This is a genomic window from Kocuria atrinae, assembly GCF_039531425.1.
Lineage (GTDB): Bacteria > Actinomycetota > Actinomycetes > Actinomycetales > Micrococcaceae > Kocuria > Kocuria atrinae.
The window spans coordinates 1-22,869 of sequence record NZ_BAAAQA010000039.1 but is presented as its reverse complement, the minus strand read 5'-3'; the positions used below and the strand labels follow the sequence as shown (position 1 = coordinate 22,869).

Annotated in this window: 20 protein-coding genes and 1 pseudogene; 11 read left to right on the top strand and 10 right to left on the bottom strand. The window is 62.0% G+C overall.

Translation table 11 applies throughout. The features are described 5' to 3' along the window. Positions 1–535: 535 nt before the first annotated feature. The 4 genes and pseudogenes from ABD283_RS14280 to ABD283_RS14265 form a co-directional block, all read right to left on the bottom strand. On the bottom strand, positions 536–3,085 hold the full coding sequence (locus ABD283_RS14280; protein ID WP_344225597.1) for a S8 family peptidase: 2,550 nt from the start codon (positions 3,083–3,085) through the stop codon (positions 536–538). After that, complete coding sequence (locus tag ABD283_RS14275) at positions 3,075–4,046, bottom strand: AAA family ATPase (RefSeq protein ID WP_344225596.1); 972 nt, start codon at positions 4,044–4,046, stop codon at positions 3,075–3,077. The genes ABD283_RS14280 and ABD283_RS14275 overlap by 11 nt, the downstream gene beginning before the upstream one ends. Positions 4,047–4,221: 175 nt before the next feature. After that, positions 4,222–4,503, bottom strand: a complete 282-nt coding sequence (locus tag ABD283_RS14270; protein ID WP_344225595.1) for a type II toxin-antitoxin system Phd/YefM family antitoxin — start codon at positions 4,501–4,503, stop codon at positions 4,222–4,224. 80 nt (positions 4,504–4,583) lie between these two features. After that, positions 4,584–6,481: pseudogene (locus tag ABD283_RS14265) on the bottom strand (glycoside hydrolase family 2 protein). A 142-nt stretch (positions 6,482–6,623) separates the two neighbouring features. Between ABD283_RS14265 and ABD283_RS14260 the strand changes: the two are divergent. Further along, positions 6,624–7,514: an aldo/keto reductase gene (locus ABD283_RS14260; protein WP_344225594.1), complete on the top strand. Its 891-nt coding sequence runs from the start codon at positions 6,624–6,626 to the stop codon at positions 7,512–7,514. A gap of 66 nt (positions 7,515–7,580) precedes the next feature. Here the strand turns inward: ABD283_RS14260 and ABD283_RS14255 are convergent, their stop codons facing one another. The 3 genes from ABD283_RS14255 to ABD283_RS14245 form a co-directional block, all read right to left on the bottom strand. Then, complete coding sequence (locus ABD283_RS14255; protein ID WP_344225593.1) at positions 7,581–8,372, bottom strand: NADPH-dependent F420 reductase; 792 nt, start codon at positions 8,370–8,372, stop codon at positions 7,581–7,583. 94 nt (positions 8,373–8,466) lie between these two features. Continuing rightward, positions 8,467–9,216, bottom strand: coding sequence for an NADPH-dependent F420 reductase (locus tag ABD283_RS14250; protein ID WP_311198978.1), 750 nt, complete (start codon positions 9,214–9,216; stop codon positions 8,467–8,469). 184 nt (positions 9,217–9,400) lie between these two features. Then, positions 9,401–10,246 carry a protein NO VEIN domain-containing protein gene (locus ABD283_RS14245; RefSeq protein WP_344225592.1) on the bottom strand — a complete coding sequence of 282 codons (846 nt, stop codon included), beginning with the start codon at positions 10,244–10,246 and terminating at the stop codon, positions 9,401–9,403. Between the two features lie 198 nt (positions 10,247–10,444). Here ABD283_RS14245 and ABD283_RS14240 point away from each other — a divergent pair, with 198 nt between their 5' ends. The 4 genes from ABD283_RS14240 (at position 10,445) to xdhC (ending at position 16,351) form a co-directional block, all read left to right on the top strand. Continuing rightward, positions 10,445–11,335: a dihydrodipicolinate synthase family protein gene (locus tag ABD283_RS14240; protein ID WP_344225591.1), complete on the top strand. Its 891-nt coding sequence runs from the start codon at positions 10,445–10,447 to the stop codon at positions 11,333–11,335. Positions 11,336–11,526: 191 nt separating this feature from the next. Then, positions 11,527–13,041 carry a xanthine dehydrogenase small subunit gene (locus tag ABD283_RS14235; RefSeq protein ID WP_344225590.1) on the top strand — a complete coding sequence of 505 codons (1,515 nt, stop codon included), beginning with the start codon at positions 11,527–11,529 and terminating at the stop codon, positions 13,039–13,041. After that, a complete protein-coding gene (gene xdhB, locus ABD283_RS14230; RefSeq protein WP_344225589.1) occupies positions 13,038–15,509 on the top strand; it encodes a xanthine dehydrogenase molybdopterin binding subunit in 2,472 nt (823 codons plus the stop codon). Before ABD283_RS14235 ends, xdhB begins: the two co-directional genes overlap by 4 nt. 29 nt (positions 15,510–15,538) lie before the next feature. After that, on the top strand, positions 15,539–16,351 hold the full coding sequence (gene xdhC / locus ABD283_RS14225; protein ID WP_344225598.1) for a xanthine dehydrogenase accessory protein XdhC: 813 nt from the start codon (positions 15,539–15,541) through the stop codon (positions 16,349–16,351). Positions 16,352–16,460: 109 nt separating this feature from the next. On the opposite strand, the gene ABD283_RS14220 is transcribed toward xdhC, so the two are convergent. Continuing rightward, positions 16,461–17,084, bottom strand: a complete 624-nt coding sequence (locus tag ABD283_RS14220; RefSeq protein ID WP_344225588.1) for a hypothetical protein — start codon at positions 17,082–17,084, stop codon at positions 16,461–16,463. 153 nt (positions 17,085–17,237) lie between these two features. Further along, positions 17,238–17,681, bottom strand: a complete 444-nt coding sequence (locus ABD283_RS14215) for a MerR family transcriptional regulator (RefSeq protein WP_344225587.1) — start codon at positions 17,679–17,681, stop codon at positions 17,238–17,240. Between the two features lie 92 nt (positions 17,682–17,773). On the opposite strand from ABD283_RS14215, the gene ABD283_RS14210 reads away from it, so the two are divergent. From ABD283_RS14210 to ABD283_RS14185, 6 genes are all read left to right on the top strand, one after another. Next, positions 17,774–18,796: a zinc-dependent alcohol dehydrogenase family protein gene (locus tag ABD283_RS14210; RefSeq protein ID WP_344225586.1), complete on the top strand. Its 1,023-nt coding sequence runs from the start codon at positions 17,774–17,776 to the stop codon at positions 18,794–18,796. Positions 18,797–18,813: 17 nt separating this feature from the next. After that, positions 18,814–19,389 carry a DapH/DapD/GlmU-related protein gene (locus ABD283_RS14205; RefSeq protein ID WP_344225585.1) on the top strand — a complete coding sequence of 192 codons (576 nt, stop codon included), beginning with the start codon at positions 18,814–18,816 and terminating at the stop codon, positions 19,387–19,389. A gap of 35 nt (positions 19,390–19,424) precedes the next feature. Next, the gene (locus ABD283_RS14200; protein WP_344225584.1) at positions 19,425–20,003 is read left to right on the top strand and encodes a hypothetical protein; all 579 of its coding nucleotides are present in this window, start codon (positions 19,425–19,427) and stop codon (positions 20,001–20,003) included. A 292-nt stretch (positions 20,004–20,295) separates the two neighbouring features. Then, positions 20,296–20,739 carry a hypothetical protein gene (locus tag ABD283_RS14195; protein WP_129701230.1) on the top strand — a complete coding sequence of 148 codons (444 nt, stop codon included), beginning with the start codon at positions 20,296–20,298 and terminating at the stop codon, positions 20,737–20,739. Beyond that, positions 20,736–21,155, top strand: a complete 420-nt coding sequence (locus ABD283_RS14190) for an NUDIX domain-containing protein (RefSeq protein WP_129701232.1) — start codon at positions 20,736–20,738, stop codon at positions 21,153–21,155. The genes ABD283_RS14195 and ABD283_RS14190 overlap by 4 nt, the downstream gene beginning before the upstream one ends. Continuing rightward, entirely contained in the window at positions 21,043–22,125 is a 1,083-nt protein-coding gene (locus tag ABD283_RS14185; protein WP_344225583.1) for an SDR family NAD(P)-dependent oxidoreductase, read from the top strand. Before ABD283_RS14190 ends, ABD283_RS14185 begins: the two co-directional genes overlap by 113 nt. Positions 22,126–22,415: 290 nt before the next feature. Here the strand turns inward: ABD283_RS14185 and ABD283_RS14180 are convergent, their stop codons facing one another. After that, on the bottom strand, positions 22,416–22,553 hold the full coding sequence (locus ABD283_RS14180; protein WP_344225582.1) for a hypothetical protein: 138 nt from the start codon (positions 22,551–22,553) through the stop codon (positions 22,416–22,418). Positions 22,554–22,869 lie beyond the last annotated feature (316 nt).

The window sequence follows — 22,869 nt, the reverse complement described above, 5'->3', positions numbered from 1 at the left end:
GAGGACCTCGACGTCTATCCCCAGCTACCCCGCACCACCGGCGCGCCCACACTCAACTCTGAAGAGCCGGATTACATTGGCGGATCCTCGCCGTTAGTGAGGTCGTCCAGTACTCAAGCCGAATGGTAATGCCGGGGCCAACTGAAGCCAGTACCGCACGCGCCAGCCGTTCACCTTCCACGTGAGACGCAACACGGTGCTCCACTCGTGACCGTCCAAATTTGTTGTGGAGACTGAGTCGAAGTCACGAGCAAGGCCTGCATCTGTTAAGTGAGATCTGACGGCAACGGCGATTTGTTCGTTCGCGATCTCATCAGGTCCGAAGATGGTCATGAACCCCCATATTCGTTGACCATGCGAATGGGACTGGGTTAGACACCTGCTGGAGCGTCTGAGAATTTGACGACCAGTTGCTAGTTGAGTGGTTCTAAATATCGGTAAGGGAAAAAATATCTATGACTGAATACCTATGTATGTGCGGATTAGAAACTTGAATTATTTCAGGATGCACAAACGTCAAATAATTTTCGAGTCTCTAGTAGATAGGGATTTCAATTGGAAGTTGAAGTGTATTAGCTACTGGTGTATATAGATCCACATTGGTGGCAGCGGTTCTGAGGGATACAATAAGAGCGTAGCGCACCGGGCGATTACTGCGAGCAGAATTCTTTGTGTTCTTCCACCAGCCGCCGACTGGGTATATAGCTATCTTTCCGGTGTCGGCGAGTTCTGCGCCCGATGTTTCCCAAAGGTCTTGATGTAAGGAACCGCTCAGCCGTTGGTTGGCACCGACGAGCCAAGACACCTGCCCGGTTCCGGGCCTGCCGTCAGACTCTTCAGAGCGGGCTTCGTAATTAACGCGCTGTATAAATTGCGACTGGGACTCAAGGGGATCTTGCAACTCGAATCGTAGGCCGTGCGACGCGTACTTATATCGCTGTCGCCAACCCCGCCGGGACGCGGTGGGTTCAATGAAATATGAGAGCGTAACGCGCAAGCTCACTGGGGTCGAGCCGAGATTCTGAAGCACCTCGCGTGGCCATGGAAGGTCGTGTAATCGGAACGAGGGAACTTTAAAGTCCTTTCCCTCGAATGGGACGAACTCGTCTTGAACCACGAGCGTGACGGAGCGATTAGAGGAATAGAGAACGCTCTCCTCAGTAGGTACGCCCCAGCCGTAGCGGCGCAGAAGCAACTGCTGGGCCTTGAGCCCCTTGCGATGAGCCTGGTCTATTTCCCGACGCATCGCTGGCGTCCACTCGGCGGCGTGTGTGAGTAGTGCACGTACGGTCTCAGGCCAGTATTCGGGGTAGATGGCCATTACAAGTGCAGCAAGGCGAGCGGCCTGAGCGGTAGCAGCGCTAGTTGCGTTGGCGGATGCCAATGACTGATCGTTGGCGTGTCCAGTGGTCCGTAGAGACAGAGCAGGGTGGCTGGGCTCAAACATGGAAGCGCCGTCATGAAGTACGTTACCGCCTTCCAGGACAATGTCGGGCTTTATAGGCCACGGTTTATTCCCGAAAAGTAGCGAAGTTCGACTATGAGGCGAAAGGTCACCGCCTTGCGCTAAGGCCGACCAGCCTGTGTACGCCGGGTCGGTTGGCGTGGCTTCCAAGTTGGTGTACGCACCGACAGTGAGTGCGTTCCATGCCTGCCCGGGATCCTGAATAGCCGATGTGTCGGACACCTTGAGATGGTCAGTATCATATTGATCAGAGACGTTGCCAGCAGAGACGACGAGGAGCCTGGCCGAATCGTTGTCCGGCGGAGCAAGCAGACGAAGTTCGTCGCGATCGCTGACTACGTTTGCGCCGACAGCCAACGCATCGACGGTCGCTGACCATAGAGTGGGCTGTCCGGGATTCTCTTGACTGTCAGTGGTGGTGCTGACTGGCATACAGAATACGCGACGCCGCGCCATGGAAATCTCTGGGATCGATACAGCTTGCGCAGTCACGTCGCCATATGCTCGGGGGTGGTGTGGCTTTTCCCGTTCTGTTGGAATGATCCGTACTGATTCGAGCCGATGACGCAACGTGATGGTATTTGACCCGAGGAGGTGACGATCGACGGCATCACCCAGCAGGGCGAGTCCTGCCATTTTGGTGCCATGTCCGTCATGGTCATAACCGCTCATGCCGAGGACAGTGTGGAGGTCCTGCGGTGCTAGAGAGTTCCTGAGGAGGATGTGGTCCCTTGCAACCCCGGTGTCGAGATGACAGATAGCGGGCTGAGAATTGTCGGCAGGCACCAAACGCTCGGCGAGATCCTCTACGAATTCAATCTGTTCATTGGAAGTGAGATCTTCAATCGAGTCGACAAACTCGGGGCGTCGAATTTCAGCAATTGGAACCGCAGTGAATGGCAGAATTTCAAGTTGAGACCATGTCGCTTCGACCCACATAACATCGCGGTCTATAAGGCGGAGACGGCGCTGTGAGACGGTTAGTCCCCACGAATCGGCAAAACGTTGCAGCAGGTCCGGCCCGTCGACCTTTGGGCTCAGCCAAATTTCCCACCATATTTTCGTGCCTCGAGGAGGGGTGCCGTCGGATTGCCACAGATCGGTCAATACTGTGGCGCGGATATGAGCGATGTTGGCAACGAGTTCGTTGTTCTGAGGTTTGCCCGTCCGTGACTCTTTTGAGAGATAGTCCTCGAAAAGCTGGATGAAATGCCGACGATAGTCGTCGTTGACCCAGACAGTTGCACGTTCAGGGGTTCCTGCAGCTGGGTCCGCAGGGAGTACTGAGAGCAATAGCCACTTTGGTTGTTTCTGGTTGGGGTCGCGATGCCCTGTGAACTGCTGGAGAGAATCAACTCTTAGAGGGAAAGCGGGGTCGTCACCCTCCAGGGTAATTATGGTGCCTAAAGCGTGCAGCTCTGACTCTGTGAGTTGGTCTTCTCTCACCTCATCGAAATCGGTGAACGCCGAGCGTATCTCTGTAAGACGACTATTGCCATGGCCCAAGCGGTTCTCGACAGGCCGGATCTTTTGGTTTCCCCTACCAGGGCGGCGGAATTCTTTGTCAACTGCTCTGTCCTCGACAAGAAAATGACTGAGGTGTCCTTGTCTATCTCCCAAGACTTGCCGCCTGACGCGACATGAGTGCATCGCGAATGTCGTCCAGAGTCACACCCGGACTGCCAGCAAGGATGGCGCTTTTGGCTGCAGACTCAGCAGCTCGGACCAGGTCTGCGTGAGAAAGGCCGAACATTTCATCTTCGAGAGACATCCAGCGCACCCCTTTAGCAAGTGATCCGAGCCTTCCTCGCATTACCGCTGCTGCCTGCTGCGTGTCCGGCAACGAGTAATTGAGAACCATGTCAAAACGGCGGAACAAGGCTTTGTCCAGGATTGAACGGTGGTTTGTTGCGGCGACGACTAGGCTCTCAGCTGAACTATTCTCCAGAAATACCAAGAAAGAGTTGAGTATGCGTCGTGCTTCTCCAACATCATTCCCTGAGCGATCACCGCCAAGTGCGTCAAACTCGTCGAATAAATAGACACCACGCTGATCCGTAACTGCCTCAAAAATCACTCGAAGTTTACTGGCGGTTTCACCCATAAACTTGCTCATTAGGCTGTCGAGTCTGATGGTCATTAGAGGCAGGGATAGCTCTTGCGCAAGAACGGCAGCGGTCATGGTTTTACCCGTTCCAGGGGGACCCTCGAAGAGGATGCGGTGGGCGGGTTCGAACCCATAATCCAGCAGTTGCTTACGTTGCCGCTGCTCGTTCAATATGCGACGAACCTGTGTAGCAAGGTCATCGGGGAGCACGAGTTCTTTGAGACCGACCACGGGATGGGAAGCGATCACCAGGTCAGAGAGATCACCTCGCGGCTGAGCAATAGAGGTGACCTTTTGTGGCCGCTCGACCCGGGAGTTATCAACTGCTGCCTTGAGGTCTGTCGCAAGGTTGTGATGGCCGCGCCGCGCCGCCTGCGCTGCGACTTGGAGCGCAACAGAGTAGAACGCGTCGTCATCACCACTTCCGTGACTACGAACGAGCGCCTTGAAGTGCTCACCAGAGCCTGCCATCATCCACCTCCCGTCATTTGCAGAACTTGATCCCAGTCTAGGGCGAAAATCCGTCGCAGGATTGGTTGTTCGTGGATGAGTCGGAACCGCCGGTCCCGGTATTTATGGCTACTCTGTAGGCAGGCCGTACATGCCTTGGTGGGAACCTGAACGGGATAAGTTCAGCAGGACTAACTCTTCAGAGACGGTCTCCGCGCAGGCCATCAAGAATCGGAGGAAGACCGCGGTCCGAGTTCTTGCGCTTGATCCCCAGTGCTTTCCAGCCACCTTCACGGCGAGCGGGGCGAGTGATCGGGAATGACGGCTCGGGTGCGTCCAGCGGGACAATCCGGCCAACGGGTGTCCCTCTATGCGTCAGAATGAAAGAGTGCCCTTCACCCACTTGGCTGAGCACACGACCAGACTCGTTATGGAGCTGGCGTAGCGAGACGCTCTCGACTGGAGGTTCCACAGCACTCATGAACCAAACGTAAGGCAGGTCCCGTACGAGGTCCAGGGGCTACTCCGGAGCGCTCAAACGCTGCTCGGTCGCCTACTGCCTCAATCCTCCCGCAGCTCATACGCCGCGGTGCGCTGCTGCACCCGACGCAACCGATCGACGTCGAACTTCCGCCCCGGTCGAAGCCGTAGATCCCGTTCCTCTCCTGGAACACATCGGTGAGCTGGGCGTAGCAATAGCCGAACATGGTGGGGTCATCCAGCAGCACGTTCGTCAGTCCCTCGAAGCGTTCGTAGAACTCCTCTTCCCTGCGCACGCGGTTGCCGTAGCCCCAGGAATCGGCCTGGTCCTGGACCACGGATTCCGCATCAGGTCGAGAAGCCGAAGCTTCCTCTTCGTTCCACCAAATGCCGCCGTACTCGGAGATTAAGAGCGGTTGCCCGGCATACGGCACCGAGTACTCCGGCCGCTCGTGGGGGAGCGCGATCTCACCTCCGTGATGCCGGTTCACGTGCGGGTCCCCGTGAGCCAGCCCGGCCTGCTCCGCGCGGAACGCTTCAGGATCCTGTTCGTAGGAGTGTGAGTCGTAGACATCGGTCTCGCGAACCCGGTGTGAATACCCGGAGGCGTCGATCACCGGCCGGGTCGGATCCGCCAGTCTGGTGGCCCAGAACATGGCCTGGGTGGCGTCGTCGAGCACGGTGATCCGGTCGTGGAGCACCTGGTGGGTCTCGTTGAGCGGGCACCACCCCACGATGGACGGGTGGTTCACGTCCCGCCGCACCGCCTCAACCCACTGCGCCACGACCGACGCATCCGGTTTCTGGTTGTGCCCCACGGGCCCCTGTCCGGACACACCCCAGTCCCCGAATTCTCCCCGCACCAGGTAGCCGCGCAAATCCGCATGGAACAGGAACCGCTCCTCGAAGACCTTCTGGTGCAGCCGCGCACCGTTGAAGGCGGCGGCCATGGACAGTTCGATGTCGTCGATGAGCGCCTGGTCACTCGGCGCCGTCATCAGCGACTCCGGCCAGTACCCCTGGTCCAGCACGAGCCGCTGAAACACGCGCCGCCCGTTCAAGCGGAACGAATTGCCGTCGATGCTCACCGACCGCAGGGCGGCGTAGCTACGCACCCGGTCGAGCTCCGCGCCGTGGGCCCCGGCGAGCACCGTGACCTCCACACCGTACAGTTGCGGGTCGCCCACGTCCCACAACCGCACGTCCTCCTCGGCAATGCGGACGACTGCGCTAGGGGCCAGATCGAAGCCCGTGCTCACCGATTCCTGGGCAACCCCACGACCATCCGGATCCGAGATGCGAACCCGCAGCACGCCGTCGGGAAGGTTGCGGGACAGCGGCGCCAGGATGGTCAGCGTACGAGCCGCCACGTTGGGTGTGATCTACAGCAGCTCCACGGAATCCGGCGGGACGGCTTCGAGCCAGACCGTCTGCCATATGCCGGCGGTGCGCGTGTAGTGGCAGTGGGTGTTCGCGAACCATGTGGCTTGCTTGCCGCGGGCCTGAACGTCGTGGTGCAGGTCGCGGGCGCGCACGGTGACCTCGACGTCCTGCCCCGGACCTGCCACGCCGGAGAGGTCCGCACTGAACGGGGTGAAGCCCCCGCGGTGACGAGCAACCTCCACCCCGTCGGCCCACACGGTGGCGTCGTAGTCCACGGCACCGAAGTGTAATACCGGATGCAGCCCATTCCACGCGGCCGGGACCGTGATCACCCGGCGATACCAGACGGCCTCCAGGAAATCGGTGTCCCCGATCCCGGACAGTGCCGACTCCGGGGCGAACGGCACGGTGATCGTCCCGGTCAGCGGCCGGGTCAACAGCCCGCGGTCGATCCCGGAGTCACCGCGGTCGGTCTCGAAATCCCACTGCCCGTTGAGATTCACCCAGTGCTGTCGCACGAACTGCGGGCGCGGATGTTCCGGACGGGGAATCTCCGGTTCGGGTGAGACGGGCGGGTCGAACGTGCTGTTGGTCATGCGGGTCCTCCAAAACGCGTGGAATCCCAATTCTGAAGGACACTCCAGCACAGATCCTGAATGCTGATTCCTCGGGGAGTACCGCATCCATCGGTCTTCAGGGGCTCCCTCAACCCCCTAACCGAGGCCTAGAGTCGAATTCATGAGCACTACACAGAACACGGACATCACACTCAACAATGGCGTGGTCATGCCCGCGATTGGCTTCGGCGTTTTCCAGACCCCGCCGGAGGAGACCAAAGCTGCGGTGGCTGAGGCCTTGAAGGTCGGTTACCGGCACATCGATACGGCCGCTGCATACGGCAACGAGCGCGGCGTGGGCGAGGCGGTCGCTGAATCGGGCATCCCGCGGGATGAGATCTTCATCGAAACGAAGATCTGGATCAGCGACTTCGGCTACGACGAGACCCTGCACGCCTTCGACAAAGCCACCGGCAAGCTGGGGATCGAGACTATCGACCTGCTGATTCTGCACCAGCCGCTCACCACTGAATTCGACCGCACGATCCAGGCGTACAAGGCTCTCGAGAAGCTCTACGCCGACGACAAGGTGCGCGCGATCGGTGTCAGCAACTTCAGGGTGGAGGACCTCGCCGAGCTCTTCAATCAGACCGAGGTTGTTCCCGCCGTCAACCAGATCGAACTCCACCCCTACTTTCAGCAGGCGGAGGTTGTCGCGGTGGGGCGCGAGCACGGGGTGCTCCCGCAGGCATGGTCGCCGATCGGCGGTGTGGTGGATTACGGAGGCGGCGAGACCAGCCCGCTACAGGACTCCACGATCAAGAAGATCGCTGCCGCCCACGGCAAGTCACCGGCCCAGGTCATGCTGCGGTGGCACCTGCAGAAGGGCGTGCAGATCATTCCCAAGTCGGTGCGCCCAGAACGCATCGCCGAGAACTTTGATGTCTTCGACTTCACGCTGACCGACAGTGAGATCTCGGCCATCGACGCCCTGGAGAAGGGCGTTCGCGGCGGCCCCGAACCCGCCTCCATGACGCTGGAGAAGTGGGGCAAGGCGATTCCGGAGGCCTAAGAATCTACCGAAAGCGGGGCTCATCCGACATTGAATGAGCCCCGCTTTTTCGTACCTGGGGTAACGCTAGAGGTACAACGCCCGCGCCAGTCGGGTCATGAACGCGGCGTCGATCGTGAGGGTGGGATCGTCCAGACGGTCCATGACAATGTCGAACGTCAGGTCACGACGCCGCGGTAGCCGGTCCCGCTGGGCCGCCTCGAGTGCCCCCGGAATCTCCGCTGCAGCCAGACGCGTGCCGTACACCGGCGCACCGGGTTGCTGCCGCCACGAGTCAGCCAAGGAACCGGCGTCCACGGGGTCCAATCCCGAGTCGTTGACCAGGGTGAACGCGATGTCTTTCGCGCGAGCGTCGTCGGCGGCGACCGGAATGGCCAGGCGCTGGGGGTCGCCCGGTTCGCGAGGATCCTCCTCGAGAACTTGCGCGCCGATGGCGTTCCACGCCTTCACGATGGAGCGGCCCAGTTGCTCGACCACCCACTCGCTCTCGACCTGCCCGTTCTCGATGGCGTCGATGGTGTCGTCGCGTCGCGGGTAGTAGTTGGAGGTGTCGATCACCGCCGTTTCCGCGGGCAGTGCCTGGATGAGCGGCGCGAGGTTCGGCATGGCGTTGAGCGGGATGGACAGGATGAGCGCGTCCACATCGGCCGCGGCCTCTTCTGCCGTGACTGCCTGTGCTCCGGTGCTCAACAGGTCCTTGTCCAGAGTTTCCGGGCCGCGAGAATTAGCGACCTTGACGTCATGCCCCTTGGTGGGCAGTCGCTTGGCGAGTGTGGAGCCGATGCTGCCGACCCCGATCAGTCCAATCTTCATGGGTTTTCTCCTAGTGCTGGTATGGCCAAGGTGGCGCGCAGACATCCTGGGTAGAGGTTCGCAGCGAAAACCGTGTTCCGGGTACGAACTCGAGCCGCAGATGTCAGCGCGGCCTTCGTCGTCGAGATCTGACTACAGATCAGCCGTAGATGAGGCGGTTCAGTTCGGTCAGGTAGTCCGCATCGATCGTCATGGAAGGGTCATCCGCACGGTCCATGATCACGCCGATAGCCAGGTCACGACGCGGCGGGATGCGGTCCTTTTGCGCCCTCGCGAGTGCGTCCAGGACCTGGTCTGCGGAAAGGCTCGTGCAGTACACGGGGGATCCGGGCTGCTGGCGCCAGGACTCGGCCAAGGGGCCAGCGTCCACGGCGTCGAAACCGGTGTCCTCGACAAGGGAACGGGCGATCTCACCGGTTCGAGCGTCGTCGGCGGCCACAGGAATGGCGATGCGCTCGGGATCACCCGACTCGCGTGCCTGATCCGCGAAGACGCCCGCAAGGACTGCGTTCCACGCCTTGGCGATCGTGCGCCCGCCGAACTGTTCCACGACCCACTCGCTTTCGGTCTGGCCGTTGTCGATCGCTTCGATGGCGTCGTCGCGGTGGGGGTAGTAGTTGGAGGTGTCGATCACCGCCGTGTCGTCGGGCAGTGCCTGGATGATCGGCGCCAGCTTGGGCATCGCGGCGAGCGGGATGGACAGAATGAGGGCGTCGACGTCGCTCGCGGCCTCTTCTGCCGTCACGGCCTGTGCGCCGGTGCTTAGCAGGTCCTCGTCAATGGTCTCCGGGCCTCGGGAGTTGGCGACCTTGACGTCGTGACCCTTGGCGGGCAGACGCTTGGCGAGCGTGGAGCCGATATTGCCTACACCGATGATTCCGATCTTCATGGGTGGTGTCCTCTCTGTGTGCGCTTGTGGGAGTGCAAACGGAGAGGGTTTCCGGTTTATTCCGAGCACGCAGATCCTGAGTGAGGATCTCGGGAGCGCTGAAACTTGGGATGCCTGGGTTCGCAGTCGATCGTCGTGGTTCGAGATCCGGCGTTCTCAAGCGGCAGTCTCCAAGTGGAATGAGCTATATCCCGGGTGTTGAAGTTGAGTCCCACCTGTAGTCAATGGCCTGAAGATCCTCGTCTCGCGGGTTCCACTCCCGGACTACGAAGGTCGCGTCCTGGTCATCAATTTCGCCCTCGTCGGTGAAGCGTAAACCGCTTAATATCCCAATGACACACTCGCCGGGGTGCTCTCGTGCATGATTCACTTCACCGCTCGTGACAATCACAGTAGAGCCGTTGGACTGGGTTCCCTTTGCCTCTAGGTATCTGACTTGTCCTTCTCTTCTCGCTACTGCATCAAAGGGCCCGCCGAACCGGACATCTTCGACATCCCAGCCCGTACTCCTGTAGAGAGCCTCCAACCGGTCTTGGGCCGCATCTTCTAATGCTTTACGGCGATTGGGATCTAGGATTCGTCCTTGACCATCTGTTGCATCATGGTTTTCATCGTGACTATCGGTGTCTTTGTCGGGATTTGAAATGAGCTGATCGAGGTGAGCAGTATCGGTGTAGGTGAATACCGCTCGTTCGCGACTGACACGTGTGCCGAAGAGAGCGTCGTGGACAGGGTGCCCCGGATAAAGTACGTAACCCTGCAATGCACGTTTTCGTTTCCCTTTCGTGAAGTACTTGGGGTCCACCGTTTCGATTCCGGTGATGGCAGCAACCAGCACAATCTCGCCTTGGTGGGAGAAAGTCGCGATAGATTCATCCAGAACGCGATCGCCGAGTGCCCAAACCCCTCGGTTGTACGCCCACACATCCTCCGGGTCGGCTGCAGGGAACCATCCAGCCCAGGGACGACCGTTCCATGACCATGTCGGGTCATGAAAGTCTTGCTGGACGAGTTTGAAATTGACAGCCACTTGATACCTCCTGAGGTGGAGTTAATTCTCCCTATGTGCCAATAGTAGATTGATAATCCTTGCATCTGGGATATCTATTGGGTTTACCATCATGTATGGGCTCCGATTCCGATGGCTTGGGTCAATTAATTCACTAGCTATAGCGTCTTCCCCAGGCCGTTGCATCGGGTACACCTGGAACCAACGAAAGGGGCCCACATGTTCACCGGACTCAGCGCCTTCCCGCTCACACCGCTCCACGACGATCAGGTCGACGAGAAGGCCTTCGTTGGCTTGGTTCAACGCCTCGCTGCGGCCGGCGTCGACTCCATCACCGCCCTCGGCTCCACCGGGTCCTACGCTTACCTCAGCCGCGAGGAACGCCAACGTGTCGCGAACCTGGCGGTCGAGAACGCGGGTGACGTGCCAGTTTTCGTCGGGATCGGTGCGCTGCGCACTTCCCAGGTCCTGGCCAACGCCGACGACGCCGCCCAAGCCGGCGCCTCAGCTCTCCTTCTCGCACCCATGAGCTATCAGGCCCTCACCGCCGATGACGTGTTCGAGCTGTTCCGCGCCGTCACCGAGCACACGGATCTGCCGGTCATCGTCTACGACAATCCGGGCACCACGCACTTCACGTTCACCACGGACCTCTATGCCCGTATCGCTCAGCTGCCGGGGGTCGCCTCCATCAAGATCCCCGCGCTGCCTGCCAATAGCGCGGAGGCACACAAGAAGGTTCAGGAGATCCGAAGCGCGATCCCCGAGAACGTGACCATTGGCATCTCGGGTGACCAGAGCGCCGTCGGCGGCCTGAAGGCCGGGTGCGATGTCTGGTATTCGGTGATCGGCGGAACTCTGCCGGAGCTGGCCGTAAAGCTGACTCGGTTCGCCCAGAATGGCGAGGTAAGCGAAGCCATCGAAGAATCTGTCCGCCTCACCCTGCTGTGGGAACTCAACGCGGAATTCGGAAGTCTGCGCGTGGTGGCCGCGATCGCCGAGCATCTAGGCCTCGCACCGGAAAAGTGTCTTCCCCTGCCGATCCAAGGCCTGGACGAGCAGCAGCGCGCACGTGTGAAAACGGTGATCGATCAGCTGGACCTGGCGTAAGCCCCCCATCTTGCACCCCATCTGTGATGTGCCTTACATTTGAAGGAGCCTACGGCGGGTCCGGATTCGGACTATCTACCGGGCGAGCAACCAAGAATCGCACTGATTCGGCGCTAGATCGCTCCCGGTACAGCTGAGGACGGATCTACTCCACGTCGCAGTCAGTGGCTTGTCACGAGGAGTTCAGCGCCATGAGCGAGATCCGATTAACCATCAACGGCCACGAACGCGGCTTCGCCAGCGTCAATCCCCACACCCGTTTGCTCGACTTTCTCCGAGAGCAGGGTCTGACTGGCGCCAAGGAAGGCTGTGCGGAAGGCGAATGCGGTGCCTGTGCAGTGCTGGTCGCACGGCCGGACGGCGATGATCGCACCCGCTGGACCTCCGTCAATGCCTGCCTGCCGCCCGCCGCCGCTTTCGACGGCCAAGAAGTGGTCACCGCCGAAGGCCTCGGCACGGCCCCCGGTCCCCGCGGCCCCGGTCAGCTGCACCCGGTCCAGCGGGAGATGGCCACCCGCGGCGGTTCCCAGTGCGGCTACTGTACTCCCGGATTCGTGTGCGCGATGGCCGCGGAGTACTACCGCCCCGAACGCACGCCCTCCGACGACACCCACGGCGAGAAATCCGGCACGCACGTCCAGGGGGAGGAACACGCCGCGGATCACGAATGCGGCCCCAACGGATTCGACCTGCACTCCCTGAGCGGCAACCTCTGCCGCTGCACCGGCTATCGCCCCATCCGCGACGCCGCTTACGCCCTGGGTGAGCCCGAGGAAACGGACCTGCTGCGGCGTCGGCAAGAGAAGCCCGCCCCGAAACCGAGCTACACCCGGATCGACACGGCGACCACGCGCTTCATCCGCCCCGCCACGCTCGACGAGCTCTTCGATCACCTGGAGGAGGCACCCGAAGTCCGATTGGTCGCCGGCGCCACCGATCTTGGCGTGGAGGTCAACATCCGCCACGTCCGCCCGCCGCTCGTGCTCGCCGTGGACCGCCTTGATGAGCTGCGCACCCTCAACGTCAGTGACGACCAGATCGAAATCGGTGCCGCGCTGAGCCTGTCCGAGGTCGAGCGCGGCCTGGCCGGCCGGGTGCCCCTGCTCGATCAACTCTTCCCACAATTCGCGTCCCGCCTGATCCGCAACGCGGCCACGTTCGGCGGCAACCTGGGCACCGGCTCGCCCATCGGCGACTCCGCCCCGGTGCTCCTCGCGCTCGGCACCTCCGTGGTGCTCGCCTCCAAGGGCGAGGAACGCGAGGTCCCGCTCGCCGAGTACTACACCGGCTATCGCGAAAGTGTGCGCCGCCCGGACGAAATCATCCGCGCCCTGCGCATCCCGCTGCCGCTCGCCCAGCACGCCGCGTTCTACAAGATCGCCAAGCGCCGCTTCGACGACATCTCGAGCGTCGCCGTGGCCATCGCCATCGAGGTCGACGACGCCGCCACCATCACCTCCGCGCGCATCGGCCTGGGTGGCGTGGCCGCCACCCCGATCCGTGCACGTGAGGTCGAGGAAGCCCTGATCGGCCAGCCGTGGACCCGCGAAACCGCGGTCAATGCCGCGGCTGTGATGGCCCAGCAAGGCACCCCGATCGATGACATGCGGGCCAGCTCCCGCTACCGCTCGGCCATGCTCGAACAATCCCTGCTCAAGTTCTGGGCGCAGGAACAGCCCGACCAGGCTCAGGAGGTATCCCAATGAAATCCCTCGCAGAACGCCCCGAGAACCCGGTGGTCGGCGTTGCCGTCGCCCACGAACACGGCGCCGATCACGCCACGGGCACCGCGCTCTACACCGATGACCTCATCGTCCGCCACCAGAACGTGCTCCACGCCTGGCCGCTGCAGGCCCCGCACGCCCACGCCCGTGTGACGTCCCTGGATGTCGCCCCCGCCCTCGAGGTGCCCGGCGTGGTTCGGGTGCTCACGGCGGAGGACGTGCCGGGCGTCAACGACGCTGGCATCAAGAATGACGAACCCCTGTTCCCCAGCGAAGTCATGTTCTACGGCCATTCCGTGTGCTGGGTGCTCGGCGAAAGCCTGGAGGCCGCACGCCTCGGTGCAGAGGCGGTCGAGGTCGAGTACGAACCCCTGCCGTCCCTGATCACCGTCAAGGAAGCCATTGCCGCAGACAGCTTCCAGGGCCGCCAACCCACGGTGAGCCGCGGCGACGTCGAAGCCGGCCTGGCCAGCGGAACCCACCGTTTCAGCGGCGAACTGGAGTTCGGCGGGCAGGAACACTTTTATCTGGAGACTCACGCGTCCTTTGCGTACGTGGACGAGGGTGGGCAGGTGTTCGTCCAGTGCAGCACCCAGCACCCGAGCGAAACGCAGGAAATCGTGGCGCACGTCCTGGGTCTGGACAACCACGAGGTCACGGTGCAGTGCTTGCGCATGGGCGGTGGCTTTGGCGGTAAGGAAATGCAGCCGCACGGGTTCGCCGCGATCGCAGCACTCGGCGCGACCCTGACCGGGCGACCGGTTCGACTGCGCCTGACCCGAAACCAGGACATCACCATCTCCGGCAAGCGCCACCCGTACCTCGCGGAATGGGACGTGGCCTTCGACGACGACGGCCGCCTCCAAGCACTGCGCGCCACCGTCACTAGCGACGGCGGGTGGAGCCTGGATCTCTCGGAGCCGGTGATGCAGCGGACGCTGTGCCACATCGACAACTCCTATTGGATCCCTAACGTGGAGGTCAGCGGTCGGATCGCGAAGACCAACAAGACCTCGCAGACCGCCTTCCGTGGGTTCGGCGGGCCGCAGGGCATGTTGGTCATCGAGGACATCCTGGGTCGCTGTGCACCGCTGCTCGGCCTGGATCCCACGGAACTGCGCGCCCGTAACCTCTACGTCTCGGGGCAGAGCACTCCCTACGGTCAGCCGGTGCGCCACGCGGAGCGTCTGGCCGAGATCTGGCGACAGGTGCACCAGCGCGCGGACGTGCGAGAGCGGCGTGCCGAGATCGAGGAATTCAACGCGACCCACCCCGATACCCGCCGCGCGCTCGCGGTGACCCCGGTGAAGTTCGGCATCTCGTTCAACCTCACGGCGTTCAACCAAGCCGGTGCACTGGTGCACGTCTACAAGGACGGCTCCGTGCTCATCAACCACGGCGGCACGGAGATGGGCCAGGGGCTGCACACCAAGATGCGGCAGGTCGCGGCCACCGCACTGGGCGTGCCGCTGGAGACCGTGCGGTTGGCGCCCACGCGCACGGACAAGGTGCCCAACTCCTCCGCCACGGCGGCCAGTTCCGGCGCGGACCTCAACGGTGGGGCGGTCAAGAACGCATGCGAGCAGATCCGCGATCGGCTGGCCGAGGTTGCCGCCCGCAAGTTCAACATCCATCCCGACGACGTGCGGTTCGTCAACGGGAAGGTCACCGGCATTGGTTTTCACGACCGGGAGATGCCCTTCGCGGAGCTCGTGCACGACGCGTATTTTCAGCGGATCTCCCTGTGGGCCGCCGGTTACTACCGCACCGAAGGGCTGCACTGGGATGCGGACCGCATGCAGGGCGAGCCGTTCAAGTACTTCTCCTACGGCGCTTCGGTGACCGAGGTCGAGGTGGACGGGTTCACGGGCGCGTACCGGATGTTGCGCACGGACATCGTGCACGACGTGGGCGACAGCCTGTCCCCGCTCATCGACATCGGGCAGATCGAGGGCGGCTTCGTGCAGGGTGCCGGTTGGCTCACCCTGGAGGAGGTGCGCTGGGACGAATCCGACGGTCCCTCTCGAGGCCGTCTGACGACCCAGGCCGCGAGCACGTACAAGCTGCCGAGTTTCTCCGAGATGCCCGAAGAGTTCAACGTGCACCTGTTCGAGAAGGCGACCGAGAGTGGTGTCGTGTACGGCTCCAAGGCCGTGGGCGAGCCCCCGTTGATGCTGGCGTTCAGCGTGCGCGAGGCGTTGCGGCAGGCAGCGGCGGCGTTCGGGCCGGAGGGGCTCAGTGTCGAGCTCGCCAGCCCGGCCACGCCCGAGGCCGTGTTCTGGGCAGTTCAGGACGCACGGCGGGCGCTCGCGGACGACCGCGCTGCCGGGACCGGGTCTTCGGGCCTGGACCGGGCGGCGTCGGCGAACGGGGCCGGGTCGGCTGGGGATGCGGCATCGGCGAAGGCTGCCGGTGAGTCTCCGGACGCCACCGCGGCGGCCACGCGCTGACAGCCGCCCATCTGACGTAAATGACTGACATGGACTGGTTGGATGCCCTGCAGCGCCTGCGCGGGGAGGGGGCCGGGGGTGTGCTCGTCACCGTGACCGAGGTGCGCGGGCACGCCCCCAGGGCACCCGGAGCCAAGATGGTCGTGGGCGAGTCGCAGACCTGGGACACCGTGGGTGGCGGGAACCTTGAGGCGACCGTGATCGAGCGGTCGCGCGAGTTGCTTCGCTCGGGGGCTGCCGAGCCCGAGAGCATGACCTTCTCACTCAATGAGCACGCCACCGTTGAGCACGGCCGACAGTGCTGCGGCGGCGTGGTCAGAGTGCTGCTCGAGCCGCAGCGTGCGCGGCCATCCGTCGCGGTCTTTGGAGTGGGGCACGTGGGTTACGAGCTGGCTCGAGTGCTGTCCCGCTTCCCGCTTCAACTGCACCTGGTGGACAGTCGGGCCGACCAGCTGGACCCCGACCGGTTCGCCGACGTCACCAACGGCACCGCGCAGGTCCACCTCCAGCACAGCCCCGTGCCTGAATCCACGCTCGCCGAGCTGCCGGCCGGCTCGCATGTCCTGATCATGAGTCACGACCATTCAGAGGATTTCATCCTGTGCGACGCCGCTCTGCGCCGGGGCGATCTGGGCACGGTGGGGCTGATCGGGTCCTCCGCCAAATGGTCGCGTTTCCGCAAGCGGTTGCGCGACGAAGGTCACGACGACGCCGCGATCAACCAGATCTCGTGTCCCATCGGCGTGCCGGAGATCCCCGGTAAGGAGCCAGCGGCCATCGCGGTGAGCGTTGCGGCGGATCTGCTGCGGGTGTTTGAGGGAGCCCGGGCGACTGGTTCGTAAGGTGACCTTGACATATGCGGCATTGGGCATGCGGATAATGCGGTGGGAGGGCGTTCGCTGGGCCTCGCGTAGATGAGGTATGGGGCGCCGGGGGAGAGCGGCGTCGTCGTCAGAAAAGTGGCGTGGAGGTGACGCTGAAACCCGAGCCTCGTTTGGGGCTGCCACTGGACGGGAACGTGGTGGCGTTGAGATAGATGACACTAGTTCCATAACCCTGCACGGTGACGGAGCGGTACAGGGAGACGCCCGTGACGTGGGTGGAGCTGGTGCGAGTGGATCCGGCTAGATCGTAGGGCGACAGGCCAGTTGTGCCACATACCTGAGTCCCGTTCAGCCCACTTTGACAGGTTCCATCCGTGCGCCCCACGGTCCCGTTCGCGGGAACTCTACTGCCGTTGGTTCCGTTGTAGGTGTTGCCGTTGGAGAGTCTGAACCGTGATGTGCCACCGCTGTTGTTGGAGCTAATGGAACCGGAGGTGACGCCGCAGGCGGCGGCGTCCGCGCTGATCTTGAAACCGAAGTCCAGGTAGACCAGCCTGTTCAGGACTCCGCCCTGGACCTCGGACGTGACGTTGATGTACGTGACCTCGAAAGCGGCTGCGGGCAGGGGCTGTCCGCGGACAAAACGTTGGCACTGCGGGGATGCAGCAATGGCCGGGGCAGCGGCGGATGCGATAACCACGGGAGCAGCCCAGACGGTGCCTTTGGCGAGTGTTCGGCGGGAGATCGTCATGGGGGACTTTCACAGATAGAAGTCATTCCATGTAAACACATAAACGTTGCTTGATACACCCGGGTGGGGAATGCGACAAGGCGCAATTCTCTCCGCACCGCTTCCTGGACCTGCCGATCCGCTCCCTTGATCTTGTTGGTCAAGCCTCCGGGCTCAGGCCTTCAAACGATCCCGGTAACCCCGGAAACGCGCGGGAATCTGGTCCTCCCGTAGGTCGAGAACCGCTTGCTCGGAGCCGAGGCGTGCGGCCGCTTCGTAGTACCAGCACTTGTACTCGACGATCTCCAGGGTGTGTTGGAGCTGTTCCATTTGTTCGATCACCGAGGTCCGGCAGTTCTGGAGCAGCTCCTGGCGCTGCTTGAGCGTCACATCGCCTTGCTGGTACCACTGCATGAATTGGCGGATCTCACTGATGTGAAGCCCGGACTGCTTCAAACAATCGATGATTTTGAGGGCCTCGAGGTCCTTGTCCTCAAACACTCGTCGCCCGCCGGCGCCGCGGGAGAGCTCCGGGAGCAGCCCCTCTTTGTCGTAATAACGCATGGTCGAGGCCGGAACACCCAGAAGTTCTGCGGTCTCTCCGATGGTGTAGGTCATGGCGTCTCCAAAAACTTTTGCCGGGTCCTTGACTTGAAGTGAACTTCAACTGCGACCATCAAACCACTGACCAAGATTTTGAGGAGAGCACCATGCGCGGAGTAGTACTGCACGGACCGGGCGACGTCCGGGTGGAAGAACGCGAAGATCCCACCATCCAGGAACCCACGGACGCGGTCATCAAGATCGTCGCCGCGTGCGTATGCGGTTCCGACTTGTGGCCCTACCGCGGCGCGGACCCGGCCGAGAACCAACTCATGGGTCACGAGTACGTGGGCGTGGTCGAGCAGATCGGTGACGACGTCAAGACCGTGAAGCCCGGTGATTTCGTAGTCGGCTCGTTCGTCATCTCGGACAACACGTGCCCCATCTGCACCAACGGGTATCAGTCCCGCTGCGTCAACGGTATTTTCGTCGATGGCCAGATTGGGACCCAGGCCGAGTACGCGCGCATTCCCTACGCCGACGGCACTCTGGTCGCCACCCCCGGCCAGCCCGACGACGATCTGATCCCCTCACTGCTCGCAGCCTCCGACGTGCTGGGAACCGGATGGTTCGGAGCTGTGGCAGCCGAGGTGGGACCGGGCAAGTCTGTTGCGGTAGTCGGGGACGGCGCCGTCGGCCTCATGGGAGTGCTGGCCGCCAAGCAACTGGGAGCGGAGAAAATCATCGCGATGAGTCGCCACGAGTCCCGCCAGAAGCTCGCCAAGGAATTCGGGGCCACGGACATCGTGGAGGAGCGTGGCGAGGCCGGCGTCGAGAAAATCAAGGAGCTCACCGACGGGCTGGGCGCGGACAGCGTGATCGAGGCTGTGGGCACCCAGGAATCCATGATGCAGGCTGTCCAGTCGACCCGGCCCGGCGGGCATGTGGGCTACGTGGGCGTCTCGCACGACGTCTTGCTCAACGGCCTGGAACTGTTCTTCGGGCTGGTGCACCTGCACGGCGGGCCCGCGCCGGTGCGGCGGTTCCTGCCCGAGTTGATCCAGCTGATCTGGGATCGCAAGATCGAACCGGGCAAGGTCTTTGACCTCGAACTTCCGCTCGACCGTGCCGCCGAGGGGTACCAGGCCATGGACGAACGTAAGGCCATCAAGGTGCTGCTCAAGCCCTGACGTTCAGGAGACGAATCATGGAACTCGACGATCTGCTCGACGCACTCAACGCCGGCGAAACTATTACCGGCGGCTCGCCATTGCACGCCGTGATGCACCGGGCCAGCCAGGACGCGCTGCGCGTGACCGCGGAACTCAATGGCAGCTACCACGAACCCACGCGCGTGCTCGAGCTGCTGGCGCAGTTGATTGGCAAGCCGGTACACGAATCGGTGGCGCTGTTCCCGCCGTTCTACAGCGATTTCGGCAAGAACATCACGCTGGGGGAGCGGATATTCATCAACTCCGGCTGCAAGTTCCAGGATCAGGGCGGGGTGACCATCGGCGACGATTCGCTGATCGGCCACAACGCCCTGCTGGCGACCCTCAACCACGACATGGATCCCGCCCGCCGCGCGGACATGCACCCCGCGCCCATCGTGATCGGCAAGCGGGTGTGGCTGGGCTCAAACGTCACGGTGCTGCCCGGCGTCACGATCGGCGACGGCGCTGTGGTCGCCGCTGCCTCCGTGGTCACCAAGGACGTCCCCGCCAATTCCGTGGTGGTTGGTTCCCCGGCCAAGGTGGTGCGCTCGGTTTTGTCGGAGGATTGAGTGCGCTGCGGGTCAGCGGCTCGTAGGGTGGGACTATGGCTGACGCGAAGACGACCAGTACGAAAAACATGTGGATTCAGGCGATTGTCGGCGGGGCATTCACCCTCGTCCCAGCGCGGAAGTACCCCGCGTGGGTGCGTCACACGTTGACCTGGGGATCCGCGGCGGGGATCTTCACCTTGATGGCGGTTCCGGGTGTCGCATTGAAACTCCAGGAAGTGGCGACGAGTAAGACCGGTTCCGACAAGGCTGCTGCCCTCGAGGACGTCGGCACCGAGACAGTGGAAGTCCACAGTGACGGCGTCGAGAATGCCGACGCCGTTCGAGCCGACGCGGGAAAGGTTGACGCCTCGAAGCCGGACTTCGAGAAGTTGGACAGCAACCCGGCGATGCGGATTGGTCTTGCCGCGGCGGTGGCGGCATGCACCTATGGCGTGTTCCGGTTCTCGTTCTGGTTCGACGGAGCTGCCGAGCGTGGGCTGCGTAAACTGCACGTTCCCTATCCCCGGGTGGTCATGGGTGTCGGAACCGCAGCGCTTTATGTGGCTACGGAAGAGTTCGATCGTCGATACGAGGGCCGTGAGGCCGAGTCGCCGGATTCTGATGCACGTTAGGACCTTCACCGGCCGCACGGACCCTAAGCCTGCACCCTGGTCGACGTTAGGACCACAGTTGATCTGATCGCTGCATCCTGGTCGACGTTAGAGCCTTCATCGCGGCATACGTGCATCGTGATCGACGTAAAGACCCACCTCGCCGAGCGGCCTGCACCGTGGTCGACGCACCGACCTCAGGAATCGAATTCTGAGGCTCTACCGTCAACCAGTTTGCAGCGGCTCGGCTGTGAGGGTCGCAACGTCGATCCGATTGCGGGTCCGTTGCGCGGGTGAAGGGGATACTGGCTCAATGAGTGAATGGGGTGCAGTTCTGGACGCTGTTCAGCTGACGTTGAGCGGCGACAAAGAGCTGGGTGAACAAACGCTGCGGAGGTGCTGGTCTCAGACCATGCCGTCCGATCACGCGCAACGATGCGTCATTGCTCATTACCTGGCTGACCTGCAATCCGATGTCGCCACAGAGGTGGAGTGGGATGAGCGCGCTCTTGCTGAATTCGATGATGTTTCTGATACCGATCTCGCCCCGATCGGTGTTCCCAACGCCAAGGGATTCGCGCCGAGCCTGCACTTGAACGTGGGGGACGGTTACTTGCGGATGGGGCGGCTGGACGACGCTCGAAAACATCTCGAAGAAGGAGAATCAGCGCTGCTGGATGTGGAGCGTGATGGATATCTTCAGTTCATCGGACAGGGTCTCCAACGACTGCGCCAACGATTGGAGGAGCACGCATGATCGATGCCGAGACCGGTTGGTATTTCGTCCACATCAGTGTGAAGGTCGCGATCTTCGACGGCACCAAGACACTCCTCGCGTTCAACTCCCGCGATGAGTGGGAACTCGTCGGCGGGTGGCCAACCGCCGATGATGAGTCCCTGGAAGAAACCGTCCGCCGGGAGACTCTCGAAGAAACCGGACTGGTTATAGAGGAACTGCACCTTGCACATGCAACACTCTTCGAACCCGTTCCGACCAAGAAGGTTGCCCTCGTTGTTTACGCAGCAGAGGCTTCATCGACTAACCACCTAGATCTGAGCGATGAACACATCACTCTGCAGTGGTTCGAGGTTGAAGACCTCCCGTTCAATCTTCCTGAGGCATACAGGAAGAGCATTCGTCTGGGTTTCCGAACGCTTTATCCGAATCCCTAGACCCAGTTCGATCATTACGGTGCGAACCGCTCTCGGTCGAGCCACGGCTCAATGGCCAGAATCCGATCGTGCCGCCTACCGTTGGGGTATGGATCCAGTACCGTTGACCACCCTCGATCTCCCTGACCAATCGGGTCGCACCTGGCTCATCACTGGCGCGACCAGCGGGATCGGCAGGGAGCTAGCGCTCGCGGTGGCTGCGGCTGGTGGGAGGGTAGTGGCACCGGCGCGGAATCGGGAGAAAGCGGCGTCGTTAGTGGCGGCCGCTAGTGGGCGTGCGGGGAGTGTCGAGACGCCGCACATGGATCTTGCGGACCTTGCTTCCGTGCACCGATTTGCGGAATCGTTGACGACCGACATTGACGTGCTCGTGAACAATGCCGGCGCTGTTTCTCCCCGCCGACGCGAGACAGCTGATGGGTTCGAGCTGCTGCTCGGTACCAACTTCCTGGGTCCTTTCGCGCTGACCAACTTGGTGGCTGACCGGGTGCGTGAGCGAATCGTGATCACGGGGTCGGACTCGTACAAGGTGGGGCGAGTGGACCTGGATGATCCGCATTTCCGCTCACGCCGGTGGAACCCCATGAGTGCCTATGCCCAGTCCAAACTGTGCGACATGCTGTGGGCCCGGGCGCTACAGGAACGGCTCGGATCGCGCGTGCCGGTGACGCTCGCTCATCCCGGTTGGGCGGCGACAGGGATTCAGAACGTCACGGGTAGCAAACTGCTGGATCGGGCGATCGTGGCGGTCACCTCGCCGTTCTCACAGTCTGCAGAGGATGGCGCTTTGCCCCTGGCCGAGGCTGCTGTGGGAGACCATCCACCGCTGAGCTATATCGGTCCGGATGGGTTCATGAAGTGGCGGGGTAAACCGGAGGTTCAGGAGGTTTCGCGCCGCGGGCGTTCTGCCGTGGGGGCTGAAGAGGTGTGGGCGCTGGGCGTGCGTGAAACGGGTACGGATTTGGCGTGAGCCTTCCTTGCTGAACATTCCAGTCCCGAAAAATGCCTCATGAGGCCTCTGAAATGCACTTTTGCGGACTGGGATGTTGGAGACGGTATCCACCCGGAAGATCTGAGACATCCCCAGGCCACCGGTAAGATTTGAGGCACTCCCGAGCCGCTTTAGGGCGGCGGAAGTGGCTCCGGAGTGACTGGAATCTCCACTTTGAGGTGTACCTCAAGTTGCCTTGCCGGGGAGCCTTTGGGTACTGCGATAGTTACATCCAGATGTAACTATCGCAGTACTGTTCTGGGCAATCGTCAGAGGTCCATTGCGGCGAAGACTTCATCGGCGAAGGAGTCATTGTGGTGCCGCGCCAGAACTGACGACCCTTTGCGGAGCTGTCCCATGGCCAACTGGCGGGCGGCCTGCAAGACCTCGGGAATGTTGAGGATCAAGGGAGTGACGTCGGTGCCGGCAGCGAAGATTTGGTGAACTGGCCCGGCAAGATCGGTAAGAGGTCGAGACCGCGGTTACCTGAGCCACCTCTTGTGGGATTTCTGGCATCACAGCCGTATTGATGAAGGTGTATGGCTCCCAAATGTTTTCGTCTTCCCAGTACTGTTCGCCCATGACCAGGACTTCCACGTTCCGGATGCTCAAAGTCATGAGTCGCCGGTTGGTTTTGTGTTTAGCAGTACTAGGTGTAAGAGGGCGTGACGTTGTTGACACGGTCCGGGGTGCGCGAGGCCGGGGGCTGGTCGCCGCAGGCGG

Excerpts from the sequence above, each read along its gene's own strand:
- xdhB (WP_344225589.1), top strand. The coding sequence starts at position 13,038 with ATGAAATCCCTCGCAGAACGCCCCGAGAACCCGGTGGTCGGCGTTGCC.
- ABD283_RS14250 (WP_311198978.1), bottom strand. The coding sequence starts at position 9,216 with ATGAAGATCGGAATCATCGGTGTAGGCAATATCGGCTCCACGCTCGCC.
- ABD283_RS14270 (WP_344225595.1), bottom strand. The coding sequence starts at position 4,503 with ATGAGTGCTGTGGAACCTCCAGTCGAGAGCGTCTCGCTACGCCAGCTC.
- xdhC (WP_344225598.1), top strand. The coding sequence starts at position 15,539 with ATGGACTGGTTGGATGCCCTGCAGCGCCTGCGCGGGGAGGGGGCCGGG.
- ABD283_RS14235 (WP_344225590.1), top strand. The coding sequence starts at position 11,527 with ATGAGCGAGATCCGATTAACCATCAACGGCCACGAACGCGGCTTCGCC.
- ABD283_RS14195 (WP_129701230.1), top strand. The coding sequence starts at position 20,296 with ATGAGTGAATGGGGTGCAGTTCTGGACGCTGTTCAGCTGACGTTGAGC.
- ABD283_RS14205 (WP_344225585.1), top strand. The coding sequence starts at position 18,814 with ATGGAACTCGACGATCTGCTCGACGCACTCAACGCCGGCGAAACTATT.
- ABD283_RS14200 (WP_344225584.1), top strand. The coding sequence starts at position 19,425 with ATGGCTGACGCGAAGACGACCAGTACGAAAAACATGTGGATTCAGGCG.
- ABD283_RS14210 (WP_344225586.1), top strand. The coding sequence starts at position 17,774 with ATGCGCGGAGTAGTACTGCACGGACCGGGCGACGTCCGGGTGGAAGAA.
- ABD283_RS14220 (WP_344225588.1), bottom strand. The coding sequence starts at position 17,084 with ATGACGATCTCCCGCCGAACACTCGCCAAAGGCACCGTCTGGGCTGCT.
- ABD283_RS14190 (WP_129701232.1), top strand. The coding sequence starts at position 20,736 with ATGATCGATGCCGAGACCGGTTGGTATTTCGTCCACATCAGTGTGAAG.
- ABD283_RS14260 (WP_344225594.1), top strand. The coding sequence starts at position 6,624 with ATGAGCACTACACAGAACACGGACATCACACTCAACAATGGCGTGGTC.
- ABD283_RS14215 (WP_344225587.1), bottom strand. The coding sequence starts at position 17,681 with ATGACCTACACCATCGGAGAGACCGCAGAACTTCTGGGTGTTCCGGCC.
- ABD283_RS14185 (WP_344225583.1), top strand. The coding sequence starts at position 21,043 with ATGAACACATCACTCTGCAGTGGTTCGAGGTTGAAGACCTCCCGTTCA.
- ABD283_RS14255 (WP_344225593.1), bottom strand. The coding sequence starts at position 8,372 with ATGTCTGCGCGCCACCTTGGCCATACCAGCACTAGGAGAAAACCCATG.
- ABD283_RS14275 (WP_344225596.1), bottom strand. The coding sequence starts at position 4,046 with ATGATGGCAGGCTCTGGTGAGCACTTCAAGGCGCTCGTTCGTAGTCAC.
- ABD283_RS14240 (WP_344225591.1), top strand. The coding sequence starts at position 10,445 with ATGTTCACCGGACTCAGCGCCTTCCCGCTCACACCGCTCCACGACGAT.